Genomic DNA, 15,886 nt, shown 5'->3' with positions numbered 1-15,886 from the left:
ACGCGATAACCCAGGGTTATCAATACCATCTATCGGTGGCGATTTATCAATCGCTTGTTGTGCCCTGCGCGGTACGTCGTTGCTGCGCGAAGTCGAGCAGAATCTCGACGAACGCGTGGGCCGACGGGGTCAGCGGCTCGTCCTTGCGGGTAACGATGCCGTACTCCAGCGCGGGCAGGTGCAAGGGGCTCTGCAGTTCCTTGAACTGGCCGCTGCTCAGCTGTGCGGCGACCATCGACCTAGGCAGCATCGCGATCATCGGGCCCGATTGCAGCAACTGCAGGAACATCGGCATCGAGATGGTCTCGACGCTGTCCGCCGGTGTGGCAATTCCGGCCACCCTGAAGGCCTGCTCCAGGCGATTGCGAATTGGCGTGCCCACGGGGTAAAGCACCCAGGGCCACTCACCCAGTGCCTCCACCGGGGTGCTGGCCAGCGCATTGAGGGGGTGGCGGCTGTTGACCACCAGGCTGAAGGGCTCGGGCTCCAGGGGCTGGTAGTCGAACAGCTGACTGAAGCGTTCTTCCGTGAAGCGGCCGATCATGATGTCGAGTTTGTTCTGCTCCAGCATGGCCAACAGGTGGTCACTGGAGTGCTCGACCACTTCGATCGAGAGCAACGGGCTGCGTGCCTTGATGGCGGCAATGGCTTGAGGCAGCACCACGGGGGTGGCCGCAAAAATGCCACCCACCCGGATGAACCCGTGCCCGCCCTTGCGCAGCCGGTTGACCTGGTCGACAAACTGCTGCGAGTCGCCCAGCACCCCTTGGGCGTAGCGCACCACATACTCGCCAAGCTCGGTGGGCGGCATGCTGCGTGGCAGGCGCTCGAACAAGGCGAAGCCAAACTGCTCCTCCAGGTCACGCAGCATTTTGCTCAGCGCCGGCTGGCTGAGGTTCATCCGCGTGGCGGTGGCGTGCATGTTGCGGGTGCGTGCCAGGGTGTCGATCAGCACCAGGTGCTTGTAGCGGACCCAGTTGCAAAAGCTGGAGTGGGTAATGTCCGACGGCATCAGAGGGCAACCTCGAAAAGGTGTAAAGGCAGGGCTATTGCGTGCGCAGGTACTGCAGCAACCTGTCCAAGGCCACAGAGTTGGGCCGCGAGCGCAGGGTCAGCAAGCCCAGGTTGGCCATCGAGATCGGCAGCTCTACCGGCAGGATGGCGACCATGCCGTAGCGCGCATAATGCTCGGCCACATCGTTGGGCACCACCGCAATCATCTCGGACGCCTCCAACATCGCGGTGGTGGCCAGGATCGAGGCGGTTTCGACAATGTCCAGCGACTGCACCATGCCGCCCGCCTGCAAGGCACTTTCGACCCGGCGGCGCATGGGGCTGCCGATGGGGTGCAGGATCCAGGTCAGGGCCACCAGGTCGGCCAGTTGCAACGCCTTGGCGTCGGCCAAGGGGTGGCCGGCGCGGGCGATGACGCGCATTTGCTCACCGCCCTCGAACAGTTCGATGTTCAGGTCCTGGCTGTCGCTCTGGTCGGGCAGGCGCCCGACCACCATGTCGAAATCACCGCGCAGCAGCGCCGGCAACAAGGTATCGCTGGTGCCGACTTCGAGCGAGATACGCACCTTGGGGTGATCGCGCTTGTAGGCCAGCACCGCCTTGGTCAGCAAACCGGGCACCGGCCCCATCACACTGCCCACCCGCACCAGGCCCAAGGCACCGCGCGCCAGTTCGGCGATCTGTGCCTGGGCATGTTCGAACTCGTGCAGCGCGTTCTGCGCGTAGCGGATCATTACCTCGCCATACAGCGTCGGCTGCATGCCACGCGGCAGGCGCTCGAACAGGCGCACGCCCAGGCGTTCTTCCAGTTGCTGCAGCAGCAGGCTGGCCGCCGGTTGCGTGGTGTGCATCGCCGTGGCGGCACGGCGCAGGTTGCCGAACTCGCCCAGGGCGTTGAGCAAGGTGATCTGGCGGCTGGAGATCTTCAATGTGCCAAGGTTTTGCGGCAGCGCTGGGCTGTCTGCGGGCATTTGAGACATATCAATTCCGATATCCCTACTTAGGAATTGGCAATTATGCCTATATCGCTCGACAACCTACAGTCGAGTCTCCCACTGCCTGACCAGAACAAGAGTCCGCCATGAGCATACGCATTACCCACCTGAGCGTCCGCGACATCCGCTTCCCGACTTCGCTGTCGCTGGACGGCTCCGACGCCATGAACAGCGCCCCTGACTACTCGGCCGCCTACGTCGTGCTGCACACCGACGCCGACGCCCTCGAAGGCCATGGCCTGACCTTCACCATCGGCCGCGGCAACGAGATCTGCGCGGCGGCGGTGCAGTCGCTGGCACCGATGATCGTCGGCCTGACCCTGCAAGAAATCACCGCCGACATGGGCGCGTTCTGGCACCGTTTCACGGTGGGTGACAGCCAGTTGCGCTGGCTTGGCCCCGAGAAAGGCGTGATCCACCTGGCCACCGCCGCCATCATCAACGCCGTGTGGGACCTGTGGGCCAAGCACGAAGGCAAGCCGGTGTGGAAGCTGCTGGCCGACATGACCCCAGAGCAACTGGTGCGCTGCCTGGACTTCAGCTACGTCACCGACGTGCTGACCCCCGAGGAGGCCATCGCCCTGCTCCGCCGTCAGGTGCCAGGCAAGGCCCAGCGCGAAGCGCAAATGCTGCGCGAAGGCTACCCCGGCTACACCACCGCCCCCGGCTGGCTCGGCTACAGCGAAGAAAAAATGCGCCACTTGGCCCGCGAAGCGGTCGCCGACGGCTGGACCCACATCAAGCAGAAAATCGGCGCCGACCTGGAAGAAGACATTCGCCGCGCCAGCATCCTGCGGGACGAAATCGGCTGGGAACGCACCCTGATGATGGACGCCAACCAAGTCTGGAGCGTCGATGAATCGGTGGCCAACATGCGCCGCCTGGCCGCCTTCGAACCCTTGTGGATCGAAGAACCCACCAGCCCCGACGACATCCTCGGCCACGCAGCCATCCGCCAGCGCATCGCGCCCATCGGCGTGGCCACCGGCGAGCACTGCCACAACCGGGTGATGTTCAAGCAGATGTTCCAGGCCGGCGCACTGGACTTCTGCCAGCTGGACGCGGCCCGCCTGGGTGGCTTGAACGAGGTGCTGATCGTGCTGTTGATGGCGGCCAAGTACGATGTGCCGGTCTGCCCGCATGGTGGCGGGGTCGGGCTGTGCGAATATGTGCAGAACATCGCCTTGTTCGACTACATCGCCGTTTCGGCATCGCTGCACAACCGGGTGCTGGAATACGTCGACCACCTGCACGAACACTTCCTCGACCCGGTGGTGATCCGTCGCGGCCGCTACATGCCGCCACAGCGCCCGGGTTACAGCATTGAAATGCACGCTGACACCCTGGAACGCTACCAGTACCCCAACGGCGCGGCGTGGCTCGACATCAACCGTTCCTGACCTACCGACCTGGGTGTGCCGCCGCAAGCGCGGCACACCACCAGCACTTATCACGGGGAAAAAAACAATGACAATCCTCACCGGCACGACAGCGGCCACCGCGCCTGCCGTCGCTACCGAACAGCGCCTGAACGGCCTGTTGCTGCGCAAATTGATGCCACTGCTCATCGTCGTCTACGTGATGAGCTTCCTCGACCGCACTAACATCGCCTTGGCCAAGGCCAGCATGGGCATCGACCTGGGCCTGTCGGCGGCGGCCTACGGCCTGGGTGCCGGCCTGTTTTTCCTCACCTATGCCCTGGCCGAAGTGCCGAGCAACCTGATCATGCACCGGGTGGGCGCACGCTTTTGGATCACCCGCATCATGATCACCTGGGGCCTGCTGTCAGCGGGCATGGCGTTCGTCCAGGGGGAAACCTCGTTCTACATCATGCGCCTGCTGCTCGGGGTGGCCGAGGCCGGCCTGTTCCCCGGCGTCATGCTGTACCTGACGTACTGGTTCGACCGCGAACAGCGTGCGCGCGCCACCGGCTACTTCCTGCTGGGTGTGTGCCTGGCGAACATCCTCAGTGGGCCGCTGGGCGGCGCGCTGCTGGAAATGGACGGCGTGCTGGGCTGGCACGGCTGGCAATGGCTGTTCGTGCTTGAAGGCCTGCCTGCAGTGGCGCTGGCCTATGTGGTGTGGAAGAAGCTGCCCGATGGCCCCGCGTCGGCGCCTTGGCTGTCCGCTGCCGATGCCCAGGACATCGAGCGTCGCCTGAGTGCCGAACGGGCTGCAGCGCCACAACAGAGCAAGCTGGGGCAAATGTTTCGCGACAAGCAGATCTGGTTGGCGATTGCGGTGTATTTTGTGCACCAGATCACCATCTACACCGTGATCTTCTTCTTGCCAGGCATCATCGGCACCTATGCCGCGCTGTCGCCCTTCCAGGTCGGGTTGCTGACCTCGGTACCCTGGATCGCCGCCGCCATCGGCGCCGCTACATTCCCACGCCTGGCGACCTCGCCCAGCCGTTGCCGTACCCTACTGTTCTTTGGCCTGCTGACCATGTCGGCCGGGTTGCTGCTTGCTTCGCTGTCCAACTCCTTCATTGGCTTGATTGGCTTTTCGTTGACCGCCTTGATGCTGTTCGTGGTGCAGTCGATCATCTTCGTCTTCCCGTCCAGCCGCCTGAGCGGTAACGCACTGGCGGCGGGCCTGGCCTTTGTCACCACCTGCGGCCTGTTTGGTGGGTTTGTAGGGCCGTCGGTGATGGGCCTGATCGAACAGGCCACCGGCAGCACCCGCAACGGCTTGTGGATCATTGCTTCGATGCTGGTGGTGGCGGCACTGATCAGCACCCGTTTGCGTCAGGGGCAGGAGCAGTAGCTCGCCCTCATCTCAAGTGCTGCGAGCCGCGCTGCCCTATTGGCCGGCCGCAGCGCAGCTCCAGCGCTTGAGCCAGCTTTTCCAGAGCATGCTGCAATGCATCAGGATCCTCGCCCACCCAGGTCAGTGCCAGGTATTGCTGATGACGTACCTCCGCGCTGTGCTGCCCGCCAGGGACCGCGCGCAGGTCGGTACCTGACAACGCCGCTACCACGTCATCCAGTCGCAGCGGCCAGCGGGAGCGCAACCACAGGGTCCAGCCGCCCTCGGGCATGTCGAACGTCACGTGTTCGCCCAGCTCAATCTTGAGTTGCCGGCTAAAGCACGCCATGCGCCGTTGCAGTTCTGCCCGCAGCCGCGCCAGCTGGGTCTCGATTTCACCTTTGCCAAGCAGGTGAGCAAGTGCCTGCAGCCGCAACGGCGCCAGCTGAAACGCACGCTGGGCGAACGCCTCGGCCAAGCCGGCATGACGCCCCATCACATAGGCATAAGGCGCTTCGCCCCCCACTGCGGCCTCGAACGACCCCATCACCAACAGCCAGCGCGGGTCGACCCAGTCGCGCAGGCGCGCATTCGGTGGCCCGCTGTAACACAGCTCGCTGTCCAGGTCGCTTTCCAGCAACCACACCGGGTGGTCGCCAAGCAGTTGGCCAATCTGCTGCTGGTCATGCTGCGACATCAGCCTGCCCTGCGGCAGGCTGAGGCACGATGGCATGATCAGCATGCCCACCGGCTCGGCACTGAGCAGCCGTGCCAACGCCTGCAAATCCGCCGTGCCGCTGTTGCTCAACGGTACCTCCAGCACACGCATGCCGCAGCGCTGCAAGGCGCGCAGCACCGGCCAGCAGCACGGCGATTGCACCAGCACGGTGGCGCCACGCAAGGCCAACGCCGCCAGCAGCACTTCCACCAATGCCTGCACGTCAGGGGCAAGGTGCACCTCTTCGGCACGCCAGTAATGGGTGGAGGAACGGGTATAGCGCTCGGCCAACGCATTGCGCAGACGAGCACCGCCGACCTCTTCCACCGGGGCGGTGCCACGCGCACGCTGACGTGCCAGGCGCCGCTCATGGGTAAACAGCGACCGCTCCAGCATCGAGTGAGCCGGCACATGCCATGGCCCAGCCACCGCTTGCACCGGCGAGCCGCCAGCGTGGGCGCGCACGAAGTAACCGGACCGCGGCACGCAATGCACACGGCCCTCATCCTCCAGCAAGCTGTAGGCGCTCTGCACAGTGGCCAGCGATACGCGCAAGCGCCGCGAAAGCGTGCGTAACGACGGCAAGCGCCATGGCTCACGGCCTTGTGCCTCATCGATCAGCGCTTCAAGGTAGTGATACACCTTCCGATAGGCGTAGTCGCCCGGTACCGATCGGCCCATCAGGGCAAGCCCTCAAAGGCGGGCCTTCCTGCAGCGGGCGGGCGCGGCAGCCACTTCAGGTGCACATCGCGGCGAGCCAGGTTGGCCATCAAGCGCCTCGACGACGGTTGCAGGCCCCCCTCATAGATCGCCCGCAACGGTACCAGCGCCAGGCCGCTGGTGTTCACCAGCCAGTCCTTCACCGCCTCGGGGCACGGCTTACCCTGCAAGGCCCGGTGCAGGTAGGGCAACGCCACCAACATGTCGGGATGACGGCATCTTAAAAAACGCTCAAGGCCTTTTCCCTGCCGGGCGAAAGGGCTGAACAGCAGGCACACCAGTTGGGTCTGGCTGATGCCATAGGGTTTGCCCAGGTGCGCGGAGGTTGGCTCGCGCTGCCCGCCGTCGCTGCTGGGGCTTGCCAACCGCAATGCCGGCCGATGGACCAGCGGCTCGAGGCTGCGCGCGCGCAAATCGTGCAGTTGCGCCACGGCCCGCGAATCGACAAAGGCCGCCAAGGGCCAAGCGTCCTGGGCCGCATCGAAGCAGCAGCCCAACATGTGATCGAACTGCTCGTCCTCAAGCAGGTGTGGCAGCAGGTCGTCGATGGCGATTACACGCAAGGGCGCCTCCTCGGTTGCCATGCTGCTTGAAGCGTCTGCGCGCTCCAGGGGTGAGCCGGCAACCCCATGTAACCTGCCCAGCCCATTGGCCAATGCCGACAGGCACTGGTGCACGACGTGGGGGCCACGCTCCCCTGCAAGGCGCAGGCTCCGCCGCGCCCAGGCCAGGTAGCGGCGGCGCTGGCGTGCAGGTACGGCAGTAATCAGCACATCGGCCCGCGGCTGCGCCTGCAGCGCAAGGCCCACTGCGCCCGCCAGCTCCAGGTGCAGCCGGCTGCCCAGCAGGGCTTCGGGCCTGGCATCGACCCCGTGGCCGAACATCAGCATGGCATTGCGCGCCAGTGCCCAGCGCTCCGGCGTAGCCGACAGCCGCCGGCTGAAAGGCACGACTTCGCAGCCTTCGGTCATCTGCAGTTGCACCCGCGGGTCATCCTGCATGAACAAGGCATTGAAGCTGCGTTCATGGTTTTCCAGCACGGTACTGCCGGCAGCAGGCAGGTTGACCACCAGTACCCGCAACTGAAACGTCACAGGTGCACGCAAGGCGATACTCAACTGGGCGGCACGCAAGGTGGCCAACAGGTGGGCACTGCGCCGATCAGCCCCTTGCAGCACCAGCAAACGGAACGTGCCAATGTATTCGGGCCCACCGGCAGCCACCAGCAATCGCTGAATCAGCAACTGTAAGGAGGCACGTTGCGCCTGGGACATATGGCTCAACAAGCGCTCGAGCACTTGCTGGTAGATATAGTGCATCGCCTGATCGTGTATAGCGCCCACGTAATCACCTCATCAACTTCATGTATCCATCACACCGGCAACTGCAAACAGTGCAATGCGTCCTTCCTGAAGAAATTTCCTACAAACTACGGGAAATAATGACGTGAACTGCTCTGTCGCCAAGCCATCGAAAAAAATGCGCCGCACCGATGACCGGCTGCTGCCATACGCTGCCCTAACTCGGGCATAGCCATGCTCATTCCACGCTCCTTGCGCAAACTATCACTGGGCCATTATCGAGCGTTGGATATCGAATAGAAGATACAGATCAGCGTAAAAAAACCATTCAGCAAGCATGGGAATACACAATGCTCCGGGGGCCGCAAGTATTCAACTTGAATTTCCTTCCAAGATATTACGACAATTAAAAGCAAACACTTAAAATATGTAGTCTCCGTACTTTTTAATTGTAGGATGCGTCTGATTTTTTATGCATATAGCATTTGGGCATTGCACCCGCCCACGCACAAAAAACCCGGGACGTTGCCCGGGTTCTTGTGGTCTTCAACGCCCCCTTCAGGAAGGCTGTGCCATGTCCAGTACCACCCGCCCGCCACACGGGCATTCATCCATGTACCGATGCGCCTCGACCACCTGATCGAACGGATACACCTTGATGATCTGCGGGGTCAGCAACTGATCGGCGGTGAACTGGTTGATATCCCGCAGCGCCCGCTGCAGCGCGACCTGGTCCTGGCTGATACCCAGCTCCGGCTTGCCGGTAAAGTTGCCGATACAGTGCACATAGAACTGGATGTTCTTCTGAAACGCCGCACAGGCCGGGAACGGTGTCTGGTTGCCGCCTTGCAGGCCGTACAGCACCAGGCTGCCACGGGGGGCGAGCACATCGCCGAGCAGCGACATCTGCGGCCCCCCCATGCCATCGAGGACCATGTCCACGCCACGCCCGTCGGTGTATTTGCCAACCTGCAGCAGCAGGTCCTGCTCTTCGGTGACAATCACCTTGTCCGCCCCCAAGCCCAACAGGTAGTCGCGCTGTTCAGGCTCCTTGGTGGCCGCAAACACCTTCAACCCCAGCGCCTTGCCCAGCTGCACGAACGCAGGCCCGGCGCAGTGGCTGGCATCGGTCACCAACGCGGTTTGCCCTGCCTTGGCGCGGGCCAGGTCGACATACGCGAAGTAGGCAATCAACAGCGGCGTGTAATGCACGCTGGCTTCGATCGGCGTGAGGATAGCCGGGTAGCGGGTGATGGCTGTACGCGGCAACACGATCACGTCGCCATAGACCGGGTGATCATTGGCGCTGGTGGCCGGAAAGCTGGCGACCCGGTCACCGACCGCAATATCCTCGACCCCTTCACCGACAGCCGTCACCACACCCGCCATCTCATGGCCGATTCCCGCCGGCAGGCGGGCTTGGGACGGTGCCAGGTTCTGACGCCAGAGCACGTCATACCAGCTGACGCCGATCGCCTCGACGCGGACCTGCACCTCGTCGGCGGCGGGCGACGGTTCGGCCTGCTCTTCGCAACGGAGCACATCGGCTGCACCGAACTTGTGGAAACGGATCATGCGGGACATCGCATACCTCGCCTTGTGAACCTCTATTACCACGGACTTTATCCGGGCTTTGGCCGTTAGACCATCAGTGGTCATTAATAGTCGACATGCTTGTCATCGATTGGGCACCTGACATTCATCTGAATTGGCCCCCGGAAATCGGTGCAGGGTAACAGCCTTTGGCCTTAAGATTCACCCCTGCCCCACTTTAGGCGAAGCGCACCGATGAATCGAAACGACCTGCGTCGTGTAGACCTCAACCTGCTGATCGTGTTCGAAACGCTGATGCACGAGCGTAGCGTGACCCGTGCTGCCGAGAAACTGTTCCTCGGCCAGCCGGCCATCAGCGCGGCCCTGTCGCGCCTGCGCAACCTGTTCGACGACCCCCTGTTCGTGCGCACCGGCCGCAGCATGGAGCCCTCGGCGCGGGCACATGAAATCTTCGCCCTGCTCTCCCCGGCGCTGGACTCGATCTCTACCGCTGTCAGCCGCGCGGCCGAGTTCGACCCCGCCACCAGCAACGCGGTGTTCCGCATCGGCCTGTCGGACGACGCCGAATTCGCCTTGCTGCCGCAACTGCTTAAACGCATCCGTGCCGAAGCACCGGGTATTGTGCTGGTGGTACGCCGGGTCAACTACCTGCTGATGCCAACGCTGCTGGCCTCGGGGGAAATCTCGGTGGGCGTGAGCTACACCAGCGAGCTGCCAGCCAATGCCAAGCGCAAGGTGCTGCGCCGCAGCAAGCCGAAACTGCTGCGCGCCGACAGTGTGCCCGGCAGCATCACCCTGGACGACTTCTGCGGCCGGCCGCACGCCCTGGTGTCGTTTGCCGGTGACCTGTCCGGTTTCATCGACGAAGCCCTGGACGAGATAGGCCGCAAGCGCCATGTGGTGCTCGCGGTGCCGCAGTTCAATGGGCTGGGGAGTTTGCTGGCGGGTACCGACATCGTTGCCACGGTGCCGGATTACACGGCGGACGCGTTGACGGCTGCCGGGGGGTTGCGGGCTGAGGACCTGCCGATCGAGGTGCGCAGTTTCGAACTGCACATGGCGTGGCGGGGGGCGCAGGATAACGATCCGGCGGAGCGCTGGTTGCGGTCGCGGATTCAGATGTTCTTTGGGGATCCCGATAGCTTGTGACTGACTTCCATCGAGATCCGCAAATACCAATAAAATCAGGCTCTTAATCTGATTTTACGTCCAAGGCCGTCCGTCGCATTCCGCTCATTTCCAAAACGCTTGCGGGTATATTTTGGGGTACTTTTTCCGTTTCGAAAAAAAGTACCCGCACATGACGACCACCCTTCCCACGCCTGCATTGCGGCGTAAACTCAGCGATGCCTTCTTGCGTGCCATTGCTGAACCCGGCAAGTACGCCGACGGCGAGGTACCCGGTCTTTACCTGCATGTTCAGGCCTCGCAGAAGTCGACCAAGCCTGCCGCAAAATACTGGCGGATGAGGTATCGCCTGCACGGCAAGGAGAACGTGTACGCGATCGGCCGTTATCCCGACATTGGCTTGAAAGACGCCCGCGACTTGGCTAGAGCCGCGCGCCAGAACGTAGCTCATCACGTCGCCCCGCTGAAGGCCAAACGCAAGAAAATTGCCGATCAGCTACTTAATGAGGAACGCACATTCAGTTACGTCGCCGAACAGTGGCTGGCCTTCAAGTCGCACGACCTCGTAAGCAAATCCCTCGCGGGCTTTCGCGGCGCTTTGAACAATCACATCCTGCCCACGATCGGCAACATTCCCGTCAGCGAGATCAAACTGGACCACATCATCGAGATCATCGCTACCCTGCGCCGAGCACGCACACTGGCCATGGCCAAGCGCGTGCGTACCATCATCCGTGCCGTGCTCGGTTTCGCTGAGGGTCGTGGCTGGGTGGAGCGTAACGTGGCCCTTAGCAACACCGAAGAGCTCAAGGTTCGTCATGTGGTGACCAGTAATCCAGCGATCGAACGACCAGCCGATTTGGGTCACCTTCTGCTTCGTCTGGATGAGCTCAGCCCGAGCAGCGTGAGCACTGCGATGCGCTTGCTGGTCATGCTGCCGGTTCGCCCCGGCGAGCTGGTGAAAATGCGCTGGGAAGACATCGATCTGGTCAGCGCCGACTGGCGCTATGTAGTAGGGAAAACACGCCATCTGGACAAGAGCAAACACATCGTGCCGCTGCCGGAGCAAGCCCTTGTGCTGTTGCGTGAACTACATGAACGGCGGGTGGTGGATGAAGCGGGCAATGGCTGGGTCTTTGTATCGCCGGTCTACCCAGGCTATCCAGTTGACGCCACATCCCTGGCCAAGGCCTACCAGCGGATCTGGCCGGAATACCGCATCACTGCGCACGGTTTCCGCGCCACCTACCGCACTATCGCTCACGAGCATTTGGGCATCGATCCAATTGTGCTGGAGTTGTCGCTTTCTCACCGTATGCCAGGTGCTCTGGGCGCAGTTTATGCGCGCGCACAGTTGCTGCCGCAGCGACGAGAAGCGGCGCAGCATTGGGCGGACTACCTCGATCGGCTTCGAAAAAATTCCAAACATACAACAGCGGAATAGCCATCCAGCATCAAGCATAGCTACGAGGCGAGCGATCTAGCACACTAATGAAAAGCTCAAGAGTTGCGAACAGATTTGGAACTATGACTATGATAGCCGCAGCCCCAAGAGAGTTCCCAACAAGCGATATCTTGCTTTAGATGTTATGGCACCGGATAAATGAGCAATTATATATACAGCCTATACCGCCAGAAAAGAATTTTTGAACCCAAAATACAGACAAATCCAATATGCTAACATCGCAGCTGCGAATGTCTTCAAAGAGAACACGACGTCATCAAGCGGCAGCGAAAACTCCGCGGGAGTATATTTCATGGTCTTACCAAGCGATGCAGTGTGGTAGGGAATTTCAAAAGAACGCGATGCATGGATTCGAGCTCTCCTCGGGATACTCCGCTAGATAATTGATACCTAAGTGAGGTCACGATGCGCTCCGCCGTATGCCCAATCCGTCGCCCTTCGACCGTTAGCCTGAGTTGCTTGGCACGACGATCCGCTGGATCTGGCAGGCGCTCAACATGCCCGCTTTCCTCCAACATGTCCAAAACGCGTACTACGGACGAGGTCTCGCCCCCCAAGCGCCTTGCTAGCTCCCGTTGCCGCAATAGCTTATCCCCGGCCCTAATGAGGTCTAAAATCAACAACGCACCGCTCTCTGACAGACCAGCATCGGTTAGTCGTTGGCCGAGTACGCGGCGCCAAGCCTGCCCGGTGGCAAAAAAGTGCCGGTGTCAAGCCTTGCGCGCAAAGCACGTAGGGCTTGAACCGTATATGGGACAGTAGGTTAGCTCTTTTCGGGGCCGCGTTGCAGAACCACGGCTTCGTCGGCTAGGAGCCACATAAGAGCGTCGAGGGAGAAAGCCGCATCGCACTGCGTCGTGCTGGATTGCCGAGTAACGGCGGGCCTGTCGCATCATCATAGCCCAAGGGGCTTGGCGGCATCCAGAATGAAGAACGCGCAGCCTGGGGCTGCGCGTTCAATGGGTGCCGTTGGATTGCGAAGCGATCATGTCGGCTTCGATGGCGCGCTCCGGGTCGCCGTGCCCTTCCTGAATCCCCGATCCCCCGCCATGAACGCCTCCAGCATGTGCGGGATCAACGTCGTTGCATCTACGGCCTCGCCATATGCCTGCGCGTGCAGCGCGGCGTAGCGGTCGAGGTCGGCTTTCAGGCTGGCCGGGCACGTGAAGGTCAGCTTGACGCTCTCGGTCTTGGGAAGCGGCCCGAGCCGCAGCTTCTTGGTCGTGCTCATTGCGAAGCTCCCCGGTTGAATCCCCGGTTGAAGAACAAGGGCTGGTACGGCCGCAGCACCAGATCCCGGTTGACGATGATCCGCACCGGCAGGCCCGGCCGCTCGGTCAGCGTCGGCTGGATGTTCATGTTGCGTCGGGTGATCTCCTGGCCGACCTGATTGATGCTGTCTTGGGCGCTGTCACGCCCGGCGATGACGATGCGGTTGCCGTCCTGGCGGTTCTCCGGCGCGGCCAGCTCGGCGCCCACGCCCAGCAGCGTCGTCAGCACAGCGCCCGCGACGATGCGATCCCAATGCCAGTCCACGTCGTCTTCCAGGCCGGCGTAGCCGGCCGGGTCGGTGCCCACGAGGTTGTCGAGCGTCAGCGAGGACGTGTCGGGCAGGATGACCCGGTTCCATACCACCTGCACGCGGCTCTGCCCGTAGCTGACCTGGCTGTTGTAACGGCCGAGGATGCGCGATCCCTGCGGGATCAGCAGGAACTTGCCCGTGGCCGTGTCAAAGACCGGCTCCGTCACCGTGGCGATCACGTCGCCGGGTAAGTCCGACTTGATACCTGTCACCAGCGCGCCGGCGATCACCGTGCCCGCCATCACCTGATAAGGCGATGCCGGCAGCGCCAGGTTGCCGGAATTGCGGGTTTCCGTAGCGCCGCTTTTCAGGAATGCCTCTTTCTGGTCTTGCCGGTTCTGCACGGCGGTCGGGTCGGCTGGCTGCGCAGCCACCGAGGCCGGCCCGGCAGCGAGTGGGTCGAAGGCCGCGAGCGCGCTGGCAGCGCCAGGCGCCCCCGGCGCCGCCTGCGCCACCGTGGCGGCGGCCTGGCCCTGGCCGCCCGAGCGGAAGAACACCGACGAAGCCGCCGCCGCATCAGCCTCCTTGCGCAAGGCATCCTCGGGATCGTGACCCGGCGGCGTATAGGCCGGCGTCACCGGCTGCTGCGAGTTCACGATGGCCGGGCCAAGATCGCCCGGTAGTGGCGGCCCCAGCTCGGGCACCTTCGGCGGCAGTTTCGAGTAGTCGGCCGGCAGGCCATCCAGCCCTTCGGACTTCGAGACGCGATCGACGTTGTAAAGCTCGGTCTGCTCGTTGGCCCCCCGCCGCTGCGGTTGCAGCGACCAGATCGTGGCTCCGAGCATGGCGACCGACAAGCCGCCGACGAGGATGGCCAGCGTGCGCCGGTTCAGGCGAGTGACCGGGCGCGGCTGGGCGCGCAGTGCCACCGCCTCGGGCGCGACCTTGCCCGTCGAAGGCGTGGCACGGTCAAGGGTGTCGTCCTGGCTCATGGTCAGTTCCTCCGTGCCAAGCCATCCGTGCGCTCGATCCGCACTACATCGCCCTTGTCACCGCCCAGGCGCAGTTCGGCGGCGCCGAACAGCCGATCCACGATGTAGTACGGCGAGCGGAAGCGGTAATTGACCAGTTGCCCGCCGCCTTCCGGCCCGATCACGAACAGCGGCGGCAGCTCGCCTTGCGCGATGCCGGCGGGGAATTGGATATAGACCTTCTGCCCGTCGTCGAATGCACGCAGCGGCTTCCACGAAGGATTGCTGCCGCTGATCGCGTAGCGGAAACGCAGGTTTTCCAACGACAAGCCGGAATCCACCGGCGCGGCTGCGCTGGCCGCCTGCGCCTGGCGCTGCAAGGCCAGCATCCGGTCGCGCGGATACTCCCAGGACACCGACGCCATCCACGTCTTTTCCGTCGAGGCCAGCTCCAACAGGTACGTCCTGCGGCTGGTGGTGATGACAAGATTGGTCTTGAGGCCCGAGCGGATCGGCTTAACGAGCACGTTCACGCGCAACTCGGCACCGCTGCCGCTGGACGTGTCGCCCACGATCCAGCGCACGGTATCGCCGGCGGCGACCGTCACCAGTTCCTCGCCCAGCTGGAGCGAAACCACGGTCACGCGGCCCACGGCCGCATAGACCTGATACAGCGCGCCATCGGTGAAGGGCCACACCTGAATTGCGTTGACGTAGCCCTCGCGCGTGGGTGCGACGCGCGCATCGGCATTGGCCCGTGAGACGCGCACCTTCTCGTCGGCTGGCTCCGGCGTGGGCTTGGCGTCCTCGGCTTCGGGCAACGGCTTCAACTGCGCCGGCAACGGCAGCACCTCGGGCACGGCCACCACCTCCACCGGCACCGGCGGCTCTGGCAGCGGCTGGGCCTGCACCGGCTCATCGAGCGAGATGGTTGGCGGTGGTTTGCCCTGCGTGGCGCAGCCCGTGGACAGAACAGTCGATGCAAGCAAGATCACCGGCAAAGCGGCTTTACGGAAAAGATCACTCATGGCTTGGCTCCTTCGGAAGAATCCAGTTCGCGGCTCCACGACAGGCCGTTGACGTAGATGCCCAAGGGGTTCTTGCGCAGGCGTTCTTCGGTGCGTGGCGGCTGGAGCACGATGGACACCACGGCCGTCCACCTCTCCAGGCCCGTCGCGGCGCCGTTGACGTAGCGGCGCTCCGTCCAGCGCACGTTGAAAGACGTGTCGCTGGCGCGCACGACGCTGGTGATCTGCACCGTCACCGACTCCTTACCGATGCGCGCGAACGGATCGTTGACCCGTGCGTAGTCGTTGAGCACGGCCGCACCCTTGTCGGTCGTGTAGTCGTAGGCGTCGAGCCAGTTCTGGCGAACGACGATGGGGTCGATGGACAGCGAGCGCACCAGCGTCACGAAGCGCGCGATGTGGTGCGCCGTCTGTGCATCGTTGGGCCGGTACGGCGTGGCGGCCTCGCCCACGGCGCGCACCTGGCCTGCGTTGTCCACCTCCACAACGTAGGGCGTCACGAAGGACTGCGCCGAGCGCCACACCAGGCCGCCGGCAATCAACAGCGCGAGCGTCAGGCAGCCGAAGGCCATCAGGCGCCAGTTCTTCGCCTGCACGCGCGGCGAGCCGATACGGTCGTCCCACACCTGGCCAGCGGCGTGGTATGGCGTGGCAGGCTGCGGCGTGTCGGCATAGCGCACCTGCGGTTTTCTGAATCGCATGGTCAGTTCTCCTTATGG

14 protein-coding genes are annotated in these 15,886 nt (G+C 63.1%); 4 read left to right on the top strand and 10 right to left on the bottom strand.

The window, feature by feature from the left end; genetic code table 11:
- Positions 1 to 46: 46 nt before the first annotated feature.
- Both ACMCNM_RS13715 and ACMCNM_RS13710 read right to left on the bottom strand, forming a co-directional pair.
- On the bottom strand, positions 47 to 1,012 hold the full coding sequence (locus tag ACMCNM_RS13715) for a LysR family transcriptional regulator (protein WP_027594750.1): 966 nt from the start codon (positions 1,010 to 1,012) through the stop codon (positions 47 to 49).
- Between the two features lie 34 nt (positions 1,013 to 1,046).
- Positions 1,047 to 1,994: a LysR family transcriptional regulator gene (locus tag ACMCNM_RS13710; RefSeq protein ID WP_099429552.1), complete on the bottom strand. Its 948-nt coding sequence runs from the start codon at positions 1,992 to 1,994 to the stop codon at positions 1,047 to 1,049.
- 101 nt (positions 1,995 to 2,095) lie between these two features.
- Between ACMCNM_RS13710 and ACMCNM_RS13705 the strand changes: the two genes are divergently transcribed.
- Positions 2,096 to 3,409: an L-fuconate dehydratase gene (locus ACMCNM_RS13705; protein WP_186702717.1), complete on the top strand. Its 1,314-nt coding sequence runs from the start codon at positions 2,096 to 2,098 to the stop codon at positions 3,407 to 3,409.
- Positions 3,410 to 3,476: 67 nt separating this feature from the next.
- Positions 3,477 to 4,778, top strand: a complete 1,302-nt coding sequence (locus tag ACMCNM_RS13700) for an MFS transporter (RefSeq protein ID WP_186676413.1) — start codon at positions 3,477 to 3,479, stop codon at positions 4,776 to 4,778.
- A gap of 7 nt (positions 4,779 to 4,785) precedes the next feature.
- Here ACMCNM_RS13700 and ACMCNM_RS13695 read toward each other — a convergent pair whose 3' ends face one another.
- The 3 genes from ACMCNM_RS13695 to ACMCNM_RS13685 all read right to left on the bottom strand — a co-directional run bounded on the left by ACMCNM_RS13695 (position 4,786) and on the right by ACMCNM_RS13685 (position 9,083).
- Entirely contained in the window at positions 4,786 to 6,159 is a 1,374-nt protein-coding gene (locus ACMCNM_RS13695; protein WP_412764621.1) for a GntR family transcriptional regulator, read from the bottom strand.
- Positions 6,159 to 7,541 carry a hypothetical protein gene (locus tag ACMCNM_RS13690; RefSeq protein WP_412764620.1) on the bottom strand — a complete coding sequence of 461 codons (1,383 nt, stop codon included), beginning with the start codon at positions 7,539 to 7,541 and terminating at the stop codon, positions 6,159 to 6,161. Before ACMCNM_RS13690 ends, ACMCNM_RS13695 begins: the two co-directional genes overlap by 1 nt.
- A gap of 516 nt (positions 7,542 to 8,057) precedes the next feature.
- Positions 8,058 to 9,083, bottom strand: coding sequence for a zinc-dependent alcohol dehydrogenase family protein (locus ACMCNM_RS13685; protein WP_027594744.1), 1,026 nt, complete (start codon positions 9,081 to 9,083; stop codon positions 8,058 to 8,060).
- Between the two features lie 204 nt (positions 9,084 to 9,287).
- On the opposite strand from ACMCNM_RS13685, the gene ACMCNM_RS13680 reads away from it, so the two are divergent.
- Both ACMCNM_RS13680 and ACMCNM_RS13675 read left to right on the top strand, forming a co-directional pair.
- Positions 9,288 to 10,202: a LysR family transcriptional regulator gene (locus tag ACMCNM_RS13680; RefSeq protein ID WP_412764619.1), complete on the top strand. Its 915-nt coding sequence runs from the start codon at positions 9,288 to 9,290 to the stop codon at positions 10,200 to 10,202.
- A gap of 151 nt (positions 10,203 to 10,353) precedes the next feature.
- Positions 10,354 to 11,625 (top strand): tyrosine-type recombinase/integrase, encoded by a 1,272-nt coding sequence (locus ACMCNM_RS13675; RefSeq protein WP_412764618.1) that lies wholly within the window; start codon positions 10,354 to 10,356, stop codon positions 11,623 to 11,625.
- Positions 11,626 to 11,936: 311 nt separating this feature from the next.
- Here the strand turns inward: ACMCNM_RS13675 and ACMCNM_RS13670 are convergent, their stop codons facing one another.
- The 5 genes from ACMCNM_RS13670 to trbF form a co-directional block, all read right to left on the bottom strand.
- Entirely contained in the window at positions 11,937 to 12,266 is a 330-nt protein-coding gene (locus ACMCNM_RS13670; protein WP_412765924.1) for a MarR family winged helix-turn-helix transcriptional regulator, read from the bottom strand.
- 365 nt (positions 12,267 to 12,631) lie between these two features.
- On the bottom strand, positions 12,632 to 12,877 hold the full coding sequence (locus ACMCNM_RS13665) for a DUF2274 domain-containing protein (RefSeq protein WP_213605729.1): 246 nt from the start codon (positions 12,875 to 12,877) through the stop codon (positions 12,632 to 12,634).
- The gene (locus tag ACMCNM_RS13660; RefSeq protein WP_412764617.1) at positions 12,874 to 14,160 is read right to left on the bottom strand and encodes a TrbI/VirB10 family protein; all 1,287 of its coding nucleotides are present in this window, start codon (positions 14,158 to 14,160) and stop codon (positions 12,874 to 12,876) included. The genes ACMCNM_RS13665 and ACMCNM_RS13660 overlap by 4 nt, the downstream gene beginning before the upstream one ends.
- Before the next feature lie 2 nt (positions 14,161 to 14,162).
- Complete coding sequence (gene trbG / locus ACMCNM_RS13655) at positions 14,163 to 15,167, bottom strand: P-type conjugative transfer protein TrbG (protein WP_213605731.1); 1,005 nt, start codon at positions 15,165 to 15,167, stop codon at positions 14,163 to 14,165.
- Complete coding sequence (gene trbF, locus ACMCNM_RS13650) at positions 15,164 to 15,868, bottom strand: conjugal transfer protein TrbF (RefSeq protein ID WP_213605732.1); 705 nt, start codon at positions 15,866 to 15,868, stop codon at positions 15,164 to 15,166. The genes trbG and trbF overlap by 4 nt, the downstream gene beginning before the upstream one ends.
- Positions 15,869 to 15,886: the final 18 nt, after the last annotated feature.

Source organism: Pseudomonas sp. NGC7, assembly GCF_047159675.1.
GTDB classification, from domain to species: domain Bacteria; phylum Pseudomonadota; class Gammaproteobacteria; order Pseudomonadales; family Pseudomonadaceae; genus Aquipseudomonas; species Aquipseudomonas kermanshahensis.
Note: the sequence above shows the minus strand (reverse complement) of the source record. Positions and strands in the feature narration are given on the sequence as shown.

Bases quoted from the DNA above. Each gene is read 5' to 3' on its own strand.
- ACMCNM_RS13715 (WP_027594750.1), bottom strand. From the start codon at position 1,012: ATGCCGTCGGACATTACCCACTCCAGCTTTTGCAACTGGGTCCGCTAC.
- ACMCNM_RS13710 (WP_099429552.1), bottom strand. From the start codon at position 1,994: ATGTCTCAAATGCCCGCAGACAGCCCAGCGCTGCCGCAAAACCTTGGC.
- ACMCNM_RS13705 (WP_186702717.1), top strand. From the start codon at position 2,096: ATGAGCATACGCATTACCCACCTGAGCGTCCGCGACATCCGCTTCCCG.
- ACMCNM_RS13700 (WP_186676413.1), top strand. From the start codon at position 3,477: ATGACAATCCTCACCGGCACGACAGCGGCCACCGCGCCTGCCGTCGCT.
- ACMCNM_RS13695 (WP_412764621.1), bottom strand. From the start codon at position 6,159: ATGGGCCGATCGGTACCGGGCGACTACGCCTATCGGAAGGTGTATCAC.
- ACMCNM_RS13685 (WP_027594744.1), bottom strand. From the start codon at position 9,083: ATGTCCCGCATGATCCGTTTCCACAAGTTCGGTGCAGCCGATGTGCTC.
- ACMCNM_RS13680 (WP_412764619.1), top strand. From the start codon at position 9,288: ATGAATCGAAACGACCTGCGTCGTGTAGACCTCAACCTGCTGATCGTG.
- ACMCNM_RS13675 (WP_412764618.1), top strand. From the start codon at position 10,354: ATGACGACCACCCTTCCCACGCCTGCATTGCGGCGTAAACTCAGCGAT.
- ACMCNM_RS13665 (WP_213605729.1), bottom strand. From the start codon at position 12,877: ATGAGCACGACCAAGAAGCTGCGGCTCGGGCCGCTTCCCAAGACCGAG.
- ACMCNM_RS13660 (WP_412764617.1), bottom strand. From the start codon at position 14,160: ATGAGCCAGGACGACACCCTTGACCGTGCCACGCCTTCGACGGGCAAG.
- trbG (WP_213605731.1), bottom strand. From the start codon at position 15,167: ATGAGTGATCTTTTCCGTAAAGCCGCTTTGCCGGTGATCTTGCTTGCA.
- trbF (WP_213605732.1), bottom strand. From the start codon at position 15,868: ATGCGATTCAGAAAACCGCAGGTGCGCTATGCCGACACGCCGCAGCCT.